At 61.2% G+C, this 17268-nt stretch carries 16 protein-coding genes and 1 riboswitch; of the genes, 2 read left to right on the top strand and 14 right to left on the bottom strand.

Going from position 1 to position 17268, the window contains the following annotated elements; all coding sequences use genetic code 11:
• Positions 1-7: 7 nt before the first annotated feature.
• Positions 8-1507: a malate:quinone oxidoreductase gene (locus tag QWJ34_RS08495; protein WP_302726932.1), complete on the bottom strand. Its 1500-nt coding sequence runs from the start codon at positions 1505-1507 to the stop codon at positions 8-10.
• A gap of 297 nt (positions 1508-1804) precedes the next feature.
• Between QWJ34_RS08495 and QWJ34_RS08490 the strand changes: the two genes are divergently transcribed.
• Positions 1805-2017 carry a hypothetical protein gene (locus QWJ34_RS08490; protein ID WP_302726931.1) on the top strand — a complete coding sequence of 71 codons (213 nt, stop codon included), beginning with the start codon at positions 1805-1807 and terminating at the stop codon, positions 2015-2017.
• A gap of 94 nt (positions 2018-2111) precedes the next feature.
• On the opposite strand, the gene QWJ34_RS08485 is transcribed toward QWJ34_RS08490, so the two are convergent.
• From QWJ34_RS08485 to QWJ34_RS08425, 13 genes are all read right to left on the bottom strand, one after another.
• Positions 2112-3095 carry a glycoside hydrolase family 43 protein gene (locus QWJ34_RS08485; RefSeq protein ID WP_302726930.1) on the bottom strand — a complete coding sequence of 328 codons (984 nt, stop codon included), beginning with the start codon at positions 3093-3095 and terminating at the stop codon, positions 2112-2114.
• A 179-nt stretch (positions 3096-3274) separates the two neighbouring features.
• The gene (locus QWJ34_RS08480) at positions 3275-3547 is read right to left on the bottom strand and encodes a hypothetical protein (protein ID WP_302726928.1); all 273 of its coding nucleotides are present in this window, start codon (positions 3545-3547) and stop codon (positions 3275-3277) included.
• A gap of 71 nt (positions 3548-3618) precedes the next feature.
• Complete coding sequence (locus QWJ34_RS08475) at positions 3619-4878, bottom strand: MFS transporter (RefSeq protein ID WP_302726926.1); 1260 nt, start codon at positions 4876-4878, stop codon at positions 3619-3621.
• Between the two features lie 690 nt (positions 4879-5568).
• Entirely contained in the window at positions 5569-6630 is a 1062-nt protein-coding gene (locus QWJ34_RS08470) for a Gfo/Idh/MocA family protein (RefSeq protein ID WP_302726924.1), read from the bottom strand.
• Positions 6631-6739: 109 nt separating this feature from the next.
• Positions 6740-7615 carry a M15 family metallopeptidase gene (locus tag QWJ34_RS08465; protein WP_302726922.1) on the bottom strand — a complete coding sequence of 292 codons (876 nt, stop codon included), beginning with the start codon at positions 7613-7615 and terminating at the stop codon, positions 6740-6742.
• Between the two features lie 115 nt (positions 7616-7730).
• On the bottom strand, positions 7731-8819 hold the full coding sequence (locus tag QWJ34_RS08460) for a sensor histidine kinase (protein WP_302726920.1): 1089 nt from the start codon (positions 8817-8819) through the stop codon (positions 7731-7733).
• Positions 8812-9507 carry a response regulator transcription factor gene (locus QWJ34_RS08455; protein ID WP_302726918.1) on the bottom strand — a complete coding sequence of 232 codons (696 nt, stop codon included), beginning with the start codon at positions 9505-9507 and terminating at the stop codon, positions 8812-8814. The genes QWJ34_RS08460 and QWJ34_RS08455 overlap by 8 nt, the downstream gene beginning before the upstream one ends.
• Positions 9508-10303: 796 nt before the next feature.
• The gene (thiO, locus tag QWJ34_RS08450) at positions 10304-11431 is read right to left on the bottom strand and encodes a glycine oxidase ThiO (protein ID WP_302726916.1); all 1128 of its coding nucleotides are present in this window, start codon (positions 11429-11431) and stop codon (positions 10304-10306) included.
• A 113-nt stretch (positions 11432-11544) separates the two neighbouring features.
• Entirely contained in the window at positions 11545-12459 is a 915-nt protein-coding gene (locus tag QWJ34_RS08445) for a thiazole synthase (RefSeq protein WP_302726914.1), read from the bottom strand.
• 5 nt (positions 12460-12464) lie between these two features.
• On the bottom strand, positions 12465-12665 hold the full coding sequence (gene thiS / locus QWJ34_RS08440; protein ID WP_302726912.1) for a sulfur carrier protein ThiS: 201 nt from the start codon (positions 12663-12665) through the stop codon (positions 12465-12467).
• A 10-nt stretch (positions 12666-12675) separates the two neighbouring features.
• Complete coding sequence (thiE, locus tag QWJ34_RS08435; RefSeq protein WP_302726910.1) at positions 12676-13302, bottom strand: thiamine phosphate synthase; 627 nt, start codon at positions 13300-13302, stop codon at positions 12676-12678.
• A 92-nt stretch (positions 13303-13394) separates the two neighbouring features.
• The gene (locus QWJ34_RS08430; protein ID WP_302726909.1) at positions 13395-14507 is read right to left on the bottom strand and encodes a ThiF family adenylyltransferase; all 1113 of its coding nucleotides are present in this window, start codon (positions 14505-14507) and stop codon (positions 13395-13397) included.
• A 71-nt stretch (positions 14508-14578) separates the two neighbouring features.
• Positions 14579-14689, bottom strand: a riboswitch (TPP riboswitch).
• 362 nt (positions 14690-15051) lie between these two features.
• Positions 15052-15840, bottom strand: coding sequence for an AAC(3) family N-acetyltransferase (locus QWJ34_RS08425; protein WP_302726907.1), 789 nt, complete (start codon positions 15838-15840; stop codon positions 15052-15054).
• 292 nt (positions 15841-16132) lie between these two features.
• On the opposite strand from QWJ34_RS08425, the gene QWJ34_RS08420 reads away from it, so the two are divergent.
• Positions 16133-17263 (top strand): iron-siderophore ABC transporter substrate-binding protein, encoded by a 1131-nt coding sequence (locus tag QWJ34_RS08420; protein WP_302726905.1) that lies wholly within the window; start codon positions 16133-16135, stop codon positions 17261-17263.
• Positions 17264-17268: the final 5 nt, after the last annotated feature.

The following is a 17268-nucleotide window of genomic DNA, read 5'->3' as shown; positions in this document are numbered from 1 at the left end:
TTCCGCTTTAACGCTGAAGCGCTTCTTCCCCGCTCAACCCCAGCGACCGGGCGGTCGCTTCGTGCAGCTGCTTGAACAGCTCCGGGTTGTCGGACAGCTTGGTGCCGTAGGAAGGAATCATTTCCTTGATCTTCGGCTCCCAGTCCGGCATGCGCTGCGGGAAGCATTTACGCAGCACGTCGAGCATGACGTGCACGGCGACCGACGCGCCCGGCGACGCGCCGAGCAGCGCGGCGACGGAGCCGTCGGCGGCGCTGACCACTTCGGTGCCGAACTGGAGCGTGCCTTTGCCGTCCGGCGTGTCCTTGATGACCTGCACGCGCTGGCCCGCCGTGACGACCGACCAGTCTTCATTTTTCGCGTCCGGGATAAACTCGCGCACTTCGTTCATCCGCTGGTCGTTCGACAGCATGAGCTGCTGGATCAGGTACTTGGTGAGCGACATCTCCTTCGCGCCGGCCGCCAGCATCGTGAACAGATTGTTCGGCTTGACCGAACCGATCAGGTCCATATTCGAACCGGTCTTCAGGAACTTCGGCGTAAAGCCCGCGAACGGACCGAACAGCAGCGATTTCTTGCCGTCGATGTAGCGCGTATCCAGATGGGGAACGGACATCGGCGGCGCGCCGAGCTTGGCTTTTCCGTACACTTTGGCATGATGCCGTTCGGCGATCTCGGGATTCTTGCAGACCATAAACAGCCCGCTGACCGGGAACCCGCCGATATGCTTGGATTCCGGAATGCCCGTCTTCTGGAGCAGGGGAAGGCTCGCGCCGCCCGCGCCGATAAAAACGAACTTCGCTTCGTGGTGCTCGACGACGCCGTTGTCCAGGTTCTGCACTTTGACTTTCCACGGTCCGCTGCCGGAACGCTTGATGTCCTTGATGCTGTGGCGGTACTGGACTTCGACGTTCTTGGTCTTGAGATAATCGAACAGCAGGCGCGTCAGCGCGCCGAAATTGACGTCCGTGCCGGAATCGATCTTGGTCGCGGCCAGCGGCTCGTTGACATCCCGGTCCTGCATCATCAGCGGAATCCATTCTTTAAGCTGCTGCGGATCTTCCGAATATTCCATGCCCTGGAACAGCGGGTTCAGTGATAGCGCTTTAAATCGCTTGCTTAGAAAAGAAACGTCTTTCTCGCCCGTCACCCAGCTCATATGCGGAATCGGCATGATAAAGTCGCGCGGACTGCGGATCAGCCCTTTTTCCACCAGAAACGACCAGAACTGCCGCGACAGCTGGAACTGCTCGTTGATATTGACGGCTTTACTGATATCGATCGAACCGTCCGGTTTCTCCGTCGTATAGTTCAGCTCGCACAGCGCCGCATGGCCCGTGCCCGCGTTGTTCCATTCGTTCGAGCTTTCCTCGCCGGCGCTCGCCAGCTTCTCGAACACTTTGATTTCCCATTCCGGCGCCAGCTCTTTCAGCAGGGCTCCCAGCGTCGCGCTCATGACTCCGGCGCCGATCAAGATCACGTCTGTTTTTTTCGGTACGCTGCTCATAAAAGACCTTCCTTATCTCGTATATTTGCAAAAAAGAGCAGGTTCCCCCGCCCGGGTGCTACAAGTACAAGAAGTCAGGCTCCGCTCCACGACACGTTTTCTCTATATATACTTACTTCTGGCTATATCCCAATCGGAGCCTTACAAAAAGATTATCGGCATCTATCCCCATCATTATACACCATTTTGAAACACAGTTGAAAATTTAAAGGAATTCGGCAAGCATCCGGCGGAACCGTTTGCGGCCTTTGTACGTAACAGGTTGGACCCCCCTATTGAAAAAGGAGAATCTCATCCATGAAGCATAAACGCTCGCTGTTTCGTTTCGCCCTCGCCGCCCTGATGCTCGTCACCGGGGTCGTCATGCTCGGCAGCAACCTGTGGGCCGGCATCTTCGTCCTGTTCGTCGCCGCATACGCGCTGACCAGCGCCATTCTCTGGCTGAAAGTCGAACGCAGACCGCAGGAACCGCCTGCGGCGACGAACCGGCCCAAAGCCAAATCGCGCTGATTCCCGATAAAATCGACCAGCCTGCCGCGGAAGCCGATCCGGTGCCCGCGGCAGGCTGGTTCGACATCTCGCCGCGGACCGCTGTCAGGCAGGTTCAGCGCTTCAACCGGAACGTCTCGCCCGTATCCTCGATGTCGTACAGATAGCCTCTGGACTCCGGCAGCTTGAACGGGCGGTGCAGAATGAGCTTCCATTGTCCGTCGAATGTGCGAAACAGCATGCCGTGCCCGCTGTCTTCCTTTACCAGCGGTTCGAGCTGCTCCCACGGGCCTTCAAGCCTGCCGCTCGCCGAGCGCGCGATCGTCTGCACATAGCCGCCGTCCTCGTAGCTCGACCACAGCATGACCAGACTGCCGCCGGACGTGCGGTGCAGCTGGCAGCCGTCGGTCACGTATTCGCGCACCTTTCCTTCGGGCGGCAGCGGCGCTTCGCCCTCCTCAAGCCAGGGCGCGTCCGAGCCGCGAAACAGCACGATCGGTTCGCTCGCCGCCGCCGACAGATCGTCTGTCAGCCGCACCGCTTCGACCGTCCCGTCGATCGTCTGCACCCATTCGTGGCAGTACGCCATCCACGGCAGGCCGTCCTCGTCGATGTGCAGCGTCCCGTCCAGCGTCATGTCGGCAAAAGGCACCACCGGCGCGTCCGCGTCCAGCAGCTCGAACGGGCCTTCCGGCGAATCGGACACGGCGACGGCCGTTCCGCGCCAGTGCCGGCCGTAGCCGTTGACCGGGCCGCCTTCGAGCGGCCGGCCTTCGTTGTGCAGCGTCACGAACAGATAGAAACGTCCGCCATGCTCGTGCACCTCCGGCGCCCATGCGCCGTGCTGCGGATCGGCCCAGACGCCGTCCGGTACCGCAAAGACCACATACGGTCCTTCCCACTCGTCCAGATCGGCGCTTTTGTATACGAGCACGCCGTGCCGGTCCACCCCGTTCAGCCGCGGCGCGGCTCCGGAGTACAAATAATACGTGCGGGTGCGTTTGTCGGCGAGCACGAACGGATCGTGCAGCGGGATATCGGCGAGGCGATGGCCCCGCTGCGGACGGTTGGCGTCGGAAGCGGCGTTGTAGGCGGGCATGGAAGATCAGCTCCTTTTTGGTGAATACGGTTTCATTTCATTATCTCTAACTATACCGGCGGAGTTTCGGGAGATGCAAGTTGTTTGGAGTTTCCGCTCCGCCGTCAGGTCGATTATGGAATTAGGGTAAAATAAAACTCATAAATCGAATAGCGGGCACAGGAAAGGAGCGAATTTTATTAATGATGCAGCCGGGTAACTTGAACGGTCCCGAAGGAGACGCGGCCAGGCAGCGGATTGAGGAAGAAGCCAGACAAGCGGGTGAGCGAAATTGGACGGGCATCATCGCGGCGGTTGTTTTCACCCTGATTCTCGTCGGCGTTTTCTACGCAGCGCTGTATTTCAGGACGCATTGAGTTCCAGACCAGGATCGGAAACAGGAAGAAGCCGCCCTGCTTACGCACGGCGGCTTTATTTCGCGCGCCGATTCGCGGCCGGGCGTCCGGTTTCAAGGCGAATCGGATATTCCCGTCCATGCTGACAGCGGGATATCGGGATCGAGCGGCAGTTACGCGTCCGTCCGTTACTCAGACGGGGGCTCGGCCCCCGTTTCGAGGACGCGGAAACGCCTGACTCCCACTGCGACCAGCAGGCCGAGAACGGAGATCGCGATTCCTGCGCCGAGGAACCAGGTCTGCACGCCGTAGGCTTCGACGACCGGGCCGGCGATCGCCAGGCCGATCGGGGACGACAGCACGGTCAGGCTGGTGACCAGCGAGATTACGCGGCCGAGCTGTTCGGGCCGGTAAGCTTTCTGGATCATCGCCATGTAGGGGCCGTTATAAAGCGGGACAGCGGCGCCCATCAGCAGCGACAGGGCGACGAAGCCGGCAAAAGCCGACTGCGGCAGCGTGCCGCTGAGCAAGCAGCTTATGCCGATCAGCAGCAGGCTCAGACTGAAAAACGCCGCGTCGCCAAGTTTGCCGGCGAATATCGCCAGCGCCGCGCCGCCGGCGATCATCCCGATGCCGAACGCCGCTTCCACGAGGCTCGCGGCGTATCCGCCAAGCCCGAAATGCTCCAGCGTCATCAGCGGAAACAGCATCGCAAGCGGCATAAACACAATGCTGAACGCAATCGCGACCAGGCTGAGCAGCACGATCGGTTTGACGGCGACGAATGCCTGCCAGCCGCGCGCGAATTCCCGGAAGAACGCAGGCGTTTCGACTTCACCGGCCGAACGCCGCTGCCGGGGAATATGGACCAGCAGCAGCATCAGGTTCGCAAACAGCGCGCCGCCGACATCGAGCAGCAGTACCGTTCCCAGCGAAGACGCGGAATATACCGCGATGCCGAGCGCAGGCCCTGCGACGCTGGAGGCGGAAAGCACCATCTGCTGCCAGCCGGCCACGCGCGTCAGCTGATCTTCCGGCGCGATCAGCGGGATAGCGGCCTGGAACGCCGGCGCGTGAAAAGCAGAAGCCGCCGAACGGATCGCCAGAATGGAGTAGACGACAGGCAGGGCGGGATCTCCAAGGTAAAAGTAAATCCCCAGCAGCAGGCTGAACAGCGCAATCGCGCCGTCGGCGGCGATCATGGTCGCTTTGCGGTTCCAGCGGTCGATCCAGACGCCGACGAACGGTCCGAGCAGCCCCTGGGGCAGCAAAGCGGCAAGTCCGGCGATCAGCAGCACGGCGGCCGAACCGGTCGTTTCGGCCAAATGCCAGAGCACGGCAAACTGCACCATCGAAGAGGTGAGGATCGAGAACAGCTGGCCGGTGAAAATAACGGCGAACGTTCGCCGCCATGAGTTCGCTGCAAGCTTTGGCGTGGAATTTGTCATACGGGCGAGTCTCCCTTCTTGGCCGCTCTTTAAGCAGCACAAAAAACTCATTCTTTGCGAACGCGGCAAATCGGAAAAGCGGACAAACGCAAATAAACCCGGCATTCCTATATCTTGGTCAACGTCCAAGTCTTTTGGCGGAATCGAGCAGGTTCGGCGGTTGTTTTTTCCGGTTTATCGCAAGCGCATCGAATGGGTCACAGGGAACACCTCCGTTTGAGATTGTGTCCAGATTAACCGATCGGCTGATGCGGCGCAACAAGCAAAAAGCGGATTCCCGCCAGGGAATCCGCTCAGAGTGTCGAGAAACGATTGGATGTAAACATCATGAGGGAGGTTCGATTGGAATGAAAGATCGGGGAAGAGGCCGGAGAACTAAAGCGATGGGCAAGGCGAATCTAAAATAGATGCGTATATACCCTTATTCCGGCTTAATCTTACGTTTTCGAGAAAATAACTGCGCTCATACACTTATTTCGTGCTTTTCCGCTTCGATTCGGCTTTTGGCTCCCGAATAGCTGCACCTGCGTCGCTATTTGAAGAAATCGAAGAGTTTCGCCCCAAATAAATGTACCTGTGCCGCTATTTTCCTTTTGGAACAAGACCCGGCTGTCTCGACACCCTGAGCGGATTCCCGCCAGGGAATCCGTTTGAGGATTTCCGTTGAACGGCGTCCGTTCCCGCTGCCGTTCAAACCAGCCGCCGCGTCAGGTCCGTCCAGCCTCCGGCCGGATTGCGCAGCGCTTCGAGCACGACCTGCGCGTTATAGCCGTCGCGGAAATCGTAAACGGTGCCCGGCTGTCCGTCCAGGATGCGCAGGACCTGCTTGAAGATCGGCAGTTCGCCGCTTTCCTCGTCGCCGGAAACCTCCACCGGCCGCGGCTTCTCGCCGGCCGCTCCGGCGAACAGATTACCCCAGTTCTCCAGCGCGACCGTGCCGGCTTCGCCGCGCACGACGAGCGAAACGCGTTCTTCCCCGTCCCGATGGTCCGTTCCGGACAAATAGATCTCGCGCTCGTCTTCCAGGCGCAGCACGGCTTCGACCGTGCTTTCGCATTGTCCGCCGCCGTCGGGGAACCGCACATCGCTGCGCACCTGCGCGATCGGGCCGAATACCTGCTGGATCATATGAATCCAGTGGATGCCCACTTCGAGCAGGTAGCCGCCTTCGCGGCGCGTCGAGATCCAATCGTTCCGCTGCCAGGCGCGCGGCCACTGCGGGAACTCCAGATACAGGTCGATGCGCGGCGAAGCGGCCCGACCGGAATCGGCCGGCTCCGACCGACCGCTCTGTGTTTCCGAAGCGGTTGGAGCCGGGAACCGCTCTTCTATCAACTGTTTGAACTTCAGCACCGCCGGTTCCAGCGGGAACGAGAAATGCACGACGTTCAGCCGGTCCGAGTTCCGCGCCAGCTCCAGCAGGGCTTCCGCTTCTTCCAGGCTGTTCGCGAGCGGCTTCTCGCAGAACACGTGCATGCCGCGTTCGAACGCGCGTTTTGCCGCGTCGAAGTGCATGGACGGCGGTACCGCGATATAGACCAGATCGGCGTCCGTTTCCGCCAGCAGCGTCCGGTAATCCGTATACAGCTTTGCGCCGCCGCCCGCCGCTTCGCTTTCCCGCCGCAGGCTTTCTTCGCTGCTGTCGCACAGCGCAACCAGCTCTACCCGGTCCACGTATCGCGGCACCAGACGGTGAATCATACTGCGTCCCATATTGCCCAGGCCGATCACGGCCAATTTGATAGTGCCCATAAATTCCTCCCGATTCGGCTTCGGCCGATATGTAGATATGTGGATCGGCGCACGAAACGCGCGTCCCGTCTGCAAGCCGCCGCAAGCGGCAGCGCCTCCGGCCGCGCGTTCACAGATACACCGTTACAATAACGCCGCCCCGGTTGTCGCCCGACAGCGAGTAGTCCCGGTTTGCGGGCACGCTGAGCTTCGACAGCCGATCGGGCGCGTAGTAGTGGATCTCGTAGTCCCTGCCGCCGACCGTGGTCGAGATATCCGGATCTTCGTCGAGCATATCCAGGTACTCTTCCAGCACCAGGTTGTTCGTCCGCATAATCGCGCTGTGCGGCAGTCCCACATAGCGAAAATGCCAGGGTTCGAATCCGATGCCCGTGATCTCCGTCTTGTCCGCCGGATAGCGCAGCACGAAGCCGTATCTCGCCGAGTTCCGCTCCAGCCACCGGCCTTCCGCCGCTTCGCTCATCTTCCCTTCGGTGGAACCGATATCCAGCGACAGCCCCAGATTGTGCTCGCTGTAGCCGGCCGGCAGCGCGTACTCGGCTCCTTTTTCCGCATACAGCGCGCTCTGCTCCGCTTCGTCCCGATAGCCGCTGCTGATCAGGAAATGATCGACGCCGTCTTCACCGGCCGCCGCGGTCATCGCCGCGAACTTCAGCGCCACCTCCCGCGACAGGCGGATGCCGCCGTCCAGCAGCGACGCCCCGCCGGTCAGTTCGGGCTGCCCGAACAGATCGACCACGTCGGACTTCACCCCCTGCGGCCGCACCGGGTAATCCCGGTTCACCAGCAGCAGGTCGCCCCGATTCAGCCGTTCTTCCGTAATTTCGAGATGCTCGCCTTTCTTGATCGGCGCAATCGTCCGAACGATGCCGTCCTCCGCCGGATTGCTCCGTTCGCCGAACGTCTCCTGCCGCTCGATCAGCTTGAATATCGCCACGACCAGCAGCAGCAAAATCAATCCTGTCGTAAACCCCCACTTTTTCATCCCCGGCCATCCTCTCGTATATTCTGAATAATTTCAGCATAGAGAAGGCCGTTTAAGAAAAGGCGTCGGCAAATCTGAAATTTTTCTTAAAACGAACAATATGCGCGCGCCGGCCTCACAGCGGCAAACGCACTTCGAACACCGTCCGGATCACGTCGCTCTGCGCGGAAATCGTCCCCCGGTGGCGCTCGACGATATTTTTGGCGATAAAAAGCCCCAGCCCGGTGCTGCCTTCCCGCTGCACGCGCGCCCGGTCGCCGGTGTAGAACATCTCGAACAGATGCGGCAGCTCGCTCTGGGGGATGGAATCGCCGTAATTCGTCACCGTCACGACCGCTTCGCCGTTTTCGGCCGCGCACGCGATATCGACATACCGGCCGTCGCGCCCGTAGCGGGCGGCGTTCGTCAGCAGATTCTCGAACACGCGCGCCAGCAGCTCCCCGTCGCCCTGGATCTCCACGTCCGGCGCGATTTCGGTGCGGGCGGTCAGGCGGTTTTTCTCAAACACGGGGTAAAGTTCTTCGTTCATCTGCTCCAGCAGACGGCTCAGGTCAAGGCTGCGGGTGTCGAGCGTCAGCATCCCGTAATTCATGCGCGTGATCTCGAACAGCTCGTCGATCAGCCGCTCCAGGCGCCGGGACTTGGTGAACGCGATCGTCGCATAATGCTTGATCTGGTCCGCCGACAGTTCTTCGTTTTGCAAAATGAAATCCAGATAGCCGAGCACGGACGTCAGCGGGGTACGCAGATCGTGGGCGAGATTCAAGATAAGCTGGTCTTTGCTGCTTTCGGCGAAATCGCCGCGTTCCACCGCTTTCTTGAGCTTCTCGCCCGCCAGATTCATATCCGCCGCGATGCTGCCGAATTCGTCGTTGGAGCCGATCGACACCCGACTTTCGAAATCCCCGCTCGCCAGACGACGGATGCCGGTGGAAATCTCGCGGAAATACCGCGCGTACGGCTGGGTCAGCCAGAAGAAAAACAGGATCGCCAGCGGCACGAAAAAGATCAGGAAAAAATTCAGGTCGCCGAAATTGCCCACCAGCCGGCGGAAGTCCGCGAGCGAATCGCCGTATCGAGCGTTGCGCACATAGTAGAGCTGCATCGCTTTGTAGATTCCGTACGTGACGCCGCCCGCCAGCAGCATGCTCAGGCCGAGCAGCAGGATCATGCGGATGCGGAAGCTGCCGGTCAGTCTACCCATTGAACGCGTACCCTACGCCCCAGACCGTTTTGATCCACTTGTTCTTGTCGGCGTCCTCTCCCAGTTTGCGGCGCAGCGTGCGGATATGCACCATCACGGTGTTGCCGCTTTCGTAGAAATCTTCGCCCCACACCCGCAAAAAAATATGTTCCGCGCTGAACACCTTTTTCGGATGGCCGGCCAACAGGTGGAGAATATCGAATTCTTTGGGCGTCAGCTCGATCGTTTTGCCGTACAGCTTGACCTCGCGCTTGTCCGCGTCGATCGTCAGGCCCCCCGCTTCCACCAGCGAAGAACGGCGGTCGTCCGGTTCGCTCAGCAGCGCGGTCCGCCGGAGCTGCGCGTTGACCCGGGCCACCAGCTCCATCGGGTTGAACGGCTTGGTCATATAATCGTCGGCCCCGATCACAAGCCCGGTAATCTTGTCCAGATCGGACGTCTTCGCGCTGAGAAAAATAATCGGCATCCGGTATTTGTCCCGAATACGCCGCGTCACCTCGTGTCCGTCCAGCTCCGGCATCATGATGTCCAGCACGACCAGGTCGACCGGCTGGGACTGCACGATCCGCAGCGCTTCCGCCCCGTCGAACGCTTTGAGCGTGCGGTAACCCTCCTTTTCCAGATGCAGACCGACCAGATCCGCGATTTCCCGCTCGTCGTCCGCGATCAGTATTGTGGCACGTTTCATATTGGAATCCGCTCCTTGGGTAAATGATGGGTGAAGCAAGCCGCAGATCGGGACGCGCCAGTGAGGCCGGCCTCCGAGGAGGCAAGGTGTCCGAGCTGCCGGATCGGAGTAGATGATTACACCTTTCGATCTTCGGGTCTCCAAACCGCCGGCGTAGAAAATAACGTCGTATATACACTTAATTCGGACGCAAACGGACGATTCGATAAAATAAGTGCAGAGATACCGTTATTTCCTCCATATTGAGCAATGTGGGCCATTTTCGGCAAAAATAATTGTATGTGTGCAGTTATTTGGTTATCTGCGCTAAATCCCGCAAAAATAAGTGTACCTGTGCCGTTATTTGGATTGGACGGGCCGGTGTCGAGCCGGATAGCGGGAAGCTCGGCTCGGCTGCCGCCTCATCCCGTCCTATTCGGCGCGCTTCGCTTTGAATACCGGCTTCCCTATCAGAATAAGACGGCCGAAACCGTAAAAATGTGCGCCAAATCCGTAAAATACGGTTTCTATTTTACGCGGAAACGGCAGATGTGCAACGGCAGGGCCCGCCTCTGCTCCATCGCGCAATCGAGCGCTGTCCACAAAGCGAAAGCCGAAAGCCCGCTGAGCGGGCTTTCGGCTTTCGCTTGCGTTTGCGCTCCGGCAGCACATCATGGTCCGGCGGTCCGGCAGATCGGCCGGCCGTGATTCGGCATCCCTCAGCAGGGTGCGCCGCTTTGCGGCCCCGGCGCGGTTCGTCGCTGTGCGGCCGCCCGGCACGCAGCGCTGCGCCTGCGGCGCCACCGCCCGGAGCGGCTCAGCGCGCCGCCGCTCCGAACCGTTCCGGCCGGAACGCCCGCTGCCAGTCCGGCAGCGGGCGGCCTTCCGCGCAGTCGCCGATCAGCTTCGCCGTGACCGGGCTAAGCAGAATGCCGTTGCGGTAGTGTCCCGCCGCAAACAGCACGCGCTCCGCGCGTTCCAGCCGGCCGATCAGCGGCCGGCCGTCGAGCGTGGCCGGGCGCAGGCCGGCCCAGCGGTGGAACGGCTCCGCCTGCCCGAGCGCGGGCAGCACCCGCTTGTTCCAGCGCATCAGGCGCGCGATGCCGCGCTCCGTCACGCTCGTGTCGAAACCCGCGACGTCTTCGGACGCGCCGCAGACCAGGGTCCCGTTCGCTTTCTGCACCAGATAGCCCTGGCTGCAGAAGACCATATGGCGCAGCGGCGCGCGCTCTTCGCGCCACTCGTAGGCGCAGATCTGCCCGCGGATCGGCTGCACCGGAATCCGCAGACCGAGCCGGGCGGACCATTCGCCCGCCCAGGCGCCGGTGCAGACGACCGCCTGCCCCGCGGCGAAGACTTCGCCGCCGCGCGAGCGCGCTTCGATCCGCGGCTCCCAGGCCGCAAGCTCCAGCGCGCCCAGCCGCTCGCGGATGCGCACGCCGCTGCGCAGGCATGCTTCTTTCAGCGCCGCCACAAAGTCCGGCGCATAAACATGGCTCTCTTGCGGCGTCCACAGCGCCGCCCGCACCTCGCCCGACAGCCCGGGCTCGGCTTCGCGCAGCTCCGCGCCGCGCAGGATGCGGCCGCTCGACCCGTGCCGCCGCTGCCAGCGCAGCCGGCTCTCCAGCGCCGGCAGGTCCGCTTCGTGGTAGGCGGCGTACAGACTGCCGCACTCCGTGTATTCGAAGTCCAGGCCGGAGTCTTCCCGGACGGACCGCTGCCAGGCCGGGTACAGCTCCAGGCTTTCCCGGCACAGCGCGAAGAACTCGTCCGGCGCTTCCGGCACCTCCGAATACGGCGCCAGCATGCCGGCCGCGGCCCCCGACGCCTGCCCGCCGCAGACGCCGGTCTCCAGCAGCGTCACGTCCGCGCCGCGGCGGCGCAGCTCCAGCGCGCACGACAGCCCGACAATGCCTCCGCCGATGACGATTATCGAATCGTTCATCCGCGATCAGCTCCCTTCCCGGCTCGGCCGGCATTCGGGCCGTATGGAACTTTGCTTCCATCCGCGCAAAGTCCCGCGCGCAAGCGCCTCGCCGGCCGGTTTCCCGCGCCCGTTCATTCCACGATCAGCGACTCTAGGCCGCTGCTGGCCGAAGCGTACCGCTTCTTCGGCGTCCGGCCCGACAGGTAGGCCAGCCGTCCGGCCTCGATCGCAAGCTTCATGGCGAGCGCCATATGGACGGGGTCCTGCGCTCTGGCGACCGGCGTGTTCATCAGCACGGCCGCCGCGCCGAGTTCCATCGCGAGCGCCGCGTCGCTCGCCGTGCCGAGCCCGGCGTCTACGATCACCGGCACCTTCGCTTCTTCGGCGATCAGCCCGATATGGTACGGGTTCAAGATGCCAAGTCCCGTCCCGATCGGCGCGCCGCCCGGCATGATCGCGGCCGCTCCGGCCGCTTCCAGCCTGCGGCAGATCACCGGGTCGTCCGAGATATACGGCAGCACCGTGAAGCCTTCTTCGACCAGGATCTCCGTCGCCCGCAGCGTTTCGATCGGATCGGGCAGCAGCGTCCGCTCGTCGGCGCTGATCTCCACCTTGATCCAGTCGCTGAGACCCGACGCCCGCGCCAGCCGCGCGATGCGCACCGCTTCTTCCGCCGTCCGCGCTCCCGAGGTGTTCGGCAGGAATTGAAACGCCCCCGGCTCGATATGCTGGAGAATCGAATCGTCTTCCGCCGCTTCCAGATCCACGCGCCGGATCGCGAAGGTCAGCACCTCCGCGCCGGAGACGCGGATCGCTTCGGTCTGCACGAACGGATTGGGAAACAGCCCCGTGCCGAGGAAGAAGCGCGACGTCAGCTCCAGACCGCCGATCCGCCAGGTATCTCCGGCATAAGCGGCAGCATTTCCTCCGCCGGCCGAAGCCGTCTCCGAAGCGGATTCTCCGGAACGGACTCTCTTATTTTCCGTGAACGCCTTGACTGCTTCTCCCGCGCCGTATTCTTTGCTTTTTCGATCTTGTCCACTCATCCCGTTCAGCCTCCTCCCACAAAATGAACCAGCTCGATCTTCATCCCCGGCTCCACCGCCGTATCCGCCCATTCCCCGGACGTCAGCACTTCGCCGTTCACTTCCGCTACCACCGGACGCCCTTCAAGCCCCAGCAGCCGGACCACATCCTCGATCGTGGACGCTTCCAGATCCCTTTTGCTTCCGTTGACCGTCAGTTCCGTCATAAGTCCGCATTCACCCTTTCCGGCGCTCCAATTTTTGAATAAAGCTTCTGCAAACGCCCGCCGGATCGCCGCTGCCGACGATCTCGCTGATCGCGCACAGCCGGGCCGCTCCCGCTTCGATCACCTCGTCCGCGTTGCCCAGCTTGATGCCGCCGATCGCCACAAACGGAATTTCGATCCGCCGCGACACTTCGCGGATATAATCCAGCCCGACCGGATCGACGGCGTCTTCCTTGGTCCGCGTCGCATAAACGGGTCCGGCGCCGATATAATCCGCTCCCTGCTCCTGCGCCAGCAGCGCTTCTTCGATCGCGTGCGTGGAAATGCCGATAATCCGGTCCCCGACCCGGCGCCGCGCTTCTTCGAGCGGCAGATCGCCCTGCCCCAGATGGATGCCGTCGGCGTCCACTTCCAGCGCCAGGTCCACGTCGTCGTTGACGATAAACGGAATATCCCAGCGGCGCGTCAGCTCCCGCAGCGCCTGCGCTTTGCGCCGCCGGCCTTCCTTCGACCCCGTTTTGTCGCGAAATTGAATGATATCCGCGCCCCCGATAATCGCCTGCTCCATCACTTCGACCAGATCGCGCCCCGGATGAAAATTCTCTCCGGTAATCGCGTATAAACGAAAATCCCGCATGTCAGCTGCTCCCCCTTTTGCTTGTCGAACTGCCGATTCTCCGGCACAATTCCTTTTTCCCCTGCGTCCTGGATCGCTTCCCTCCGCAAGCTTCAACTCCCGATATACCGGTCGTAAATCGTCCGCGCACGAACGGGATCGTCCGTCCCCTGCACCAGCACCCGCCCGTCCGCGAACAGCACGATCCGCCCGCCTTCCGGCAGAGCGCCGCGCAGCAGGTACGGATTGGCTTTGAGACCCGGCAGCGCGGCGCTCAGCTTCCGTTCCCACAGCTCCAGATCGAACGGCGCGCGGCCGGCGATCTGAATCGAATCCCGGCCGCACAGCGACAGCGTCGTTTCTTCTTCGCGCCCGAGCGCCGGATACTGCCGCAGCCCGCAGCACAGGCAGTCTTCCCGCGGCCGGCCCAGCTTCAGCACATGATAGTAATTGTTCCACACGTCGAACGTGACCAGCCCGTCTCTTCTCGCCGCTTCGTCGCCCACCAGAAATTTCAGCGCTTCCGCCGCCTGGTACGACGCGACCAGATCGACCACAGGCGAGATCACGCCCACGGTATCGCACGTCTCCCCGCCGGAATCGGCGGCCGGGATCAGGCAGCGCAGGCACGGCGTCGCGCCGGGCACGAAGATCGCGCTCATGCCGCGCGAGCCGACGGCGCCCCCGTACACGAACGGAATGCCTTCGCGGTAGCAAACGTCGTTCAGCAGAAACCGCGTTTGAAAATTGTCCGTCCCGTCCAGCACCAGATCCGCGCCTTCGATCAGCTCCGTTGCATTGCCCGGCGTAACGTCGGCCGTGACCGCTTCGAGCGAGATCGACGAGTTGATGCGCCGCAGTTTGCGCTCCGCCGCGACCACTTTGGGCAGCGCCAGTTCGGCGTCTTCCTCGTCGTACAGCATCTGCCGCTGCAAATTGCTGCGCTCCACATAGTCGCGGTCGACGATGCGCACGCTTCCGACGCCCGCGCGGACCATATGATTCGCCAGCACCGTGCCGAGCGCGCCCATCCCGACGATGCAGACGCGGCGTTCGGCCAGCCGGCGCTGTCCTTCCGCGCCAATCGGAGCGAACAGCGTCTGCCGGGAGTACCGTTCGTCGGGCGCGCCCGCGTCCGGCGTTTCCCCGCGGCTTCCTTCGTTTTTTGCCGCCGCTGCCTCCCCGCCTTGTATATCCGGTGTGCGTTTGGTGCGTTCAGCTTCCACTTTCCGCGATACCTCCTTTTCCCCCAATCCGGATATGCAAAAAAGCCATCCGAGAATACACGAATGGCTTGGACAATTCGAATGAGGTTCTCTACGCCAGCATTACCTGGATCAGATTAACGGTCCGAAAACACAAGGTTTCCATCTCAGCCGGACTTCATCCAGCACCCGCATTCTTATGAAGTTTGAGTTCAGCATAACGAATTGGCGGAAAAATGGCAACCGGAAGCGGGACGGCGCATTGCTGCATATCCGCATCATTTTGAGCGCGGCAGAGCAGGAACGCGGTCATTGATGCGTATGCGCAGCAAATTCGGACGAAACCCGTTCATTTGCCTGCCAAAAAGCTTGTTTGCGCAAAAAATGATGCGTATTCGCATGATTGCTCGCCCAATCGCCTGTAACCGCCGAATTTGCTGCCGATATGCAGCATTGCCGGACGCGGCAGCCGCGAAGAAGGGAGTCCCGGCGGAATCCGCCCGCGATTAAAGCGCGAACGCCCGAACCGTCGATCGCGGCTTCGGCTTCGAATTCAACCTCTATCTCAAATACCGCTTCCTTCTCCGTTCCGACTTTGTTCCAACGCCCGATTATCCGAAAACAAATCCGGATTCACCTCCAGCATGGTCGTAATCACCCGCGCCACGCCGGCCGCGTCACACACCCTGACCTCCGCGTCGCCCAGCGTTCCTTTTCGCATCACGCCTTCTTTCTCCAGCACCCCGTCCACTTTCCAGAAATGCTCCGACCAGGACAATCCGCAGTGCCGGCGCGAAGGAACGGGAATCTCGGTTCCGTCCGGCAGCACGGTAATCAGGTCTTCATGGCCGTCCGTCAGTCTGCCGGGAATATCCGCCCACTCCTCGACACCGTGAATAAACGTATTGCGCCGCAGATCGACACCGACCAGCAGAATAGTCGCCCGGCGATCGAGCAGCCTGCCCCAGACCGACCCCCGCGCGCACGGCGTGTCGAAGCGCTCGTCGCCCCGCGTAAAGTCTTCGGCGTCCGCGCCCAGCGCGGCTACCGAATGCGTCGGATGCCAGGAACGGACAACGCCGGGCCGTTTGCGGAACAGCTCGGGCAGGATGCCGACGCAGCACGGCGTATCCTCCACGTAAAATTTGGGATTCCGCGCCTTGATCGAAGACCAGGTATGCGTCGGCAGCACCAGCAATCCGTCCTCCATATACGCCGACCAGGCATCCAGCACCGTGTCCGCCCCGCCTTCGACCGCTCCCAGGCTTTTCATCGAAGAATGGATCAGCAGTGTCCCTTTCTCGTCGATTCCCAGCTTTTGCAGCTGACCGATCAAACTTTCCCGTGTATGCATGTTTGCCCTCCCGAACTGTTATTTTCTGAATTCAATTTTAAATAAAACGCTTTTTAACGTCCAAAATTACCGGAATCGCCCGAAAAGTTCGGGATTGGACTGCGAATTTGTTATTGACACTCTTTCCGGAAAGCGGCTATAGTAAGTGAAGTTGATAATCATTATCAATGTATATCCATGCTTACATAGTCTCAATTCGCTTTTTTCCTCCTTCTATTTTAACCCGGGGCGAACGGCGCGGCAAAGTCAATCAGGGAACACAAAAATACAGCCTGATCTGAAAGGGGACCTCATGAACACCAGAAGAAAGTTTGGATTCGCCTCGTTAATTCTCGTTATGATGCTGATGCTCGTGCTCTCCGCCTGCGGCAATTCGCAAACGGCTTCGAACGAATCGGCCGGCACCGAACCGGCGGTCACAGAAGAAACGGCGGCTCCGGACGCGGCAGCCGAAGAACCCGCCGAAGAAGAAGCGCCGGCCGAAGACGCCGCCGCGCAGGACGATACCCAGTACCCGGTCACGATCAAAAGCGCGCTCGGCGACGCCGTAATCGAGAAAAAGCCGGAACGCGTCGTGACGATCCAATGGGGCAACCAGGACGTGGCGCTGGCGCTCGGCGTCGTGCCGGTCGGCTTCTCCGCCGCAAACTTCGGCGTGAAAGACGAAGACAAAGGCCTTCTGCCTTGGACGAAAGAGAAACTCGACGAACTCGGCGCGACCGATCCGAACGTGTTCCAGGACACCGACGGCCTCGACTTCGAAGCGATCTCCGACGCCAAGCCCGACGTGATCCTGGCCGCTTACTCCGGCATCACGCAGGAAGATTACGATACGCTGAGCGAGATCGCTCCGGTCGTCGCTTATCCGACTTCCCCGTGGACGACCAAATGGCGCGAGCAAATTCAGTTGAGCGCCGAAGGCATGGGCCTGAAAGTCGAAGGCGATCAGCTGATCGCCGATACGGAAAAGCTGGTCAGCGACAAGTTCGCCGCTTATCCGCAGCTTAAAGACAAGAAAATCGCCTGGGTTAACTTCTCGGCCGACGACCTGTCCAAGCTGCACATCTACACGCCGGTCGATACCCGCGTATCGTTCCTGGAAGAAATGGGCCTGACTTACCCGGAAAGCATCACGTCGAAGATCACCGATCCGGACAGCTATTCGCTGGAACTGAGCGCCGAGAACGCCGAAGCGCTGAACGACGTGGACATTATCGTCGGCTACGGCGACGACAAACTGTACGAAGCGCTCAAAGCCGATCCGCTGCTCGGCAAGATCCCGGCCATCGAACGCGGTTCCGTGGCGTTCATCGCCGCCGATACGCCGCTGGTTGCGGCCGGCACGCCGACTCCGCTCTCGATCGCGTACACGATCGACGACTACATGAAGCTGCTCGGCGCCGCCGCCGACAAGGTTAAATAAACAAG

The sequence above is a fragment of the Saccharibacillus sp. CPCC 101409 genome, from assembly GCF_030518235.1.
Lineage (GTDB): Bacteria > Bacillota > Bacilli > Paenibacillales > Paenibacillaceae > Saccharibacillus.
This window is presented reverse-complemented; position numbering and strand designations above follow the sequence as displayed.

Excerpts from the sequence above, each read along its gene's own strand:
- thiO (WP_302726916.1), bottom strand. The coding sequence starts at position 11,431 with ATGAACGATTCGATAATCGTCATCGGCGGAGGCATTGTCGGGCTGTCG.
- QWJ34_RS08455 (WP_302726918.1), bottom strand. The coding sequence starts at position 9,507 with ATGAAACGTGCCACAATACTGATCGCGGACGACGAGCGGGAAATCGCG.
- QWJ34_RS08445 (WP_302726914.1), bottom strand. The coding sequence starts at position 12,459 with ATGAGTGGACAAGATCGAAAAAGCAAAGAATACGGCGCGGGAGAAGCA.
- QWJ34_RS08495 (WP_302726932.1), bottom strand. The coding sequence starts at position 1,507 with ATGAGCAGCGTACCGAAAAAAACAGACGTGATCTTGATCGGCGCCGGA.
- QWJ34_RS08425 (WP_302726907.1), bottom strand. The coding sequence starts at position 15,840 with ATGCATACACGGGAAAGTTTGATCGGTCAGCTGCAAAAGCTGGGAATC.
- QWJ34_RS08420 (WP_302726905.1), top strand. The coding sequence starts at position 16,133 with ATGAACACCAGAAGAAAGTTTGGATTCGCCTCGTTAATTCTCGTTATG.
- QWJ34_RS08460 (WP_302726920.1), bottom strand. The coding sequence starts at position 8,819 with ATGGGTAGACTGACCGGCAGCTTCCGCATCCGCATGATCCTGCTGCTC.
- QWJ34_RS08470 (WP_302726924.1), bottom strand. The coding sequence starts at position 6,630 with ATGGGCACTATCAAATTGGCCGTGATCGGCCTGGGCAATATGGGACGC.
- QWJ34_RS08490 (WP_302726931.1), top strand. The coding sequence starts at position 1,805 with ATGAAGCATAAACGCTCGCTGTTTCGTTTCGCCCTCGCCGCCCTGATG.
- QWJ34_RS08465 (WP_302726922.1), bottom strand. The coding sequence starts at position 7,615 with ATGAAAAAGTGGGGGTTTACGACAGGATTGATTTTGCTGCTGCTGGTC.
- QWJ34_RS08475 (WP_302726926.1), bottom strand. The coding sequence starts at position 4,878 with ATGACAAATTCCACGCCAAAGCTTGCAGCGAACTCATGGCGGCGAACG.
- QWJ34_RS08485 (WP_302726930.1), bottom strand. The coding sequence starts at position 3,095 with ATGCCCGCCTACAACGCCGCTTCCGACGCCAACCGTCCGCAGCGGGGC.
- thiS (WP_302726912.1), bottom strand. The coding sequence starts at position 12,665 with ATGACGGAACTGACGGTCAACGGAAGCAAAAGGGATCTGGAAGCGTCC.
- thiE (WP_302726910.1), bottom strand. The coding sequence starts at position 13,302 with ATGCGGGATTTTCGTTTATACGCGATTACCGGAGAGAATTTTCATCCG.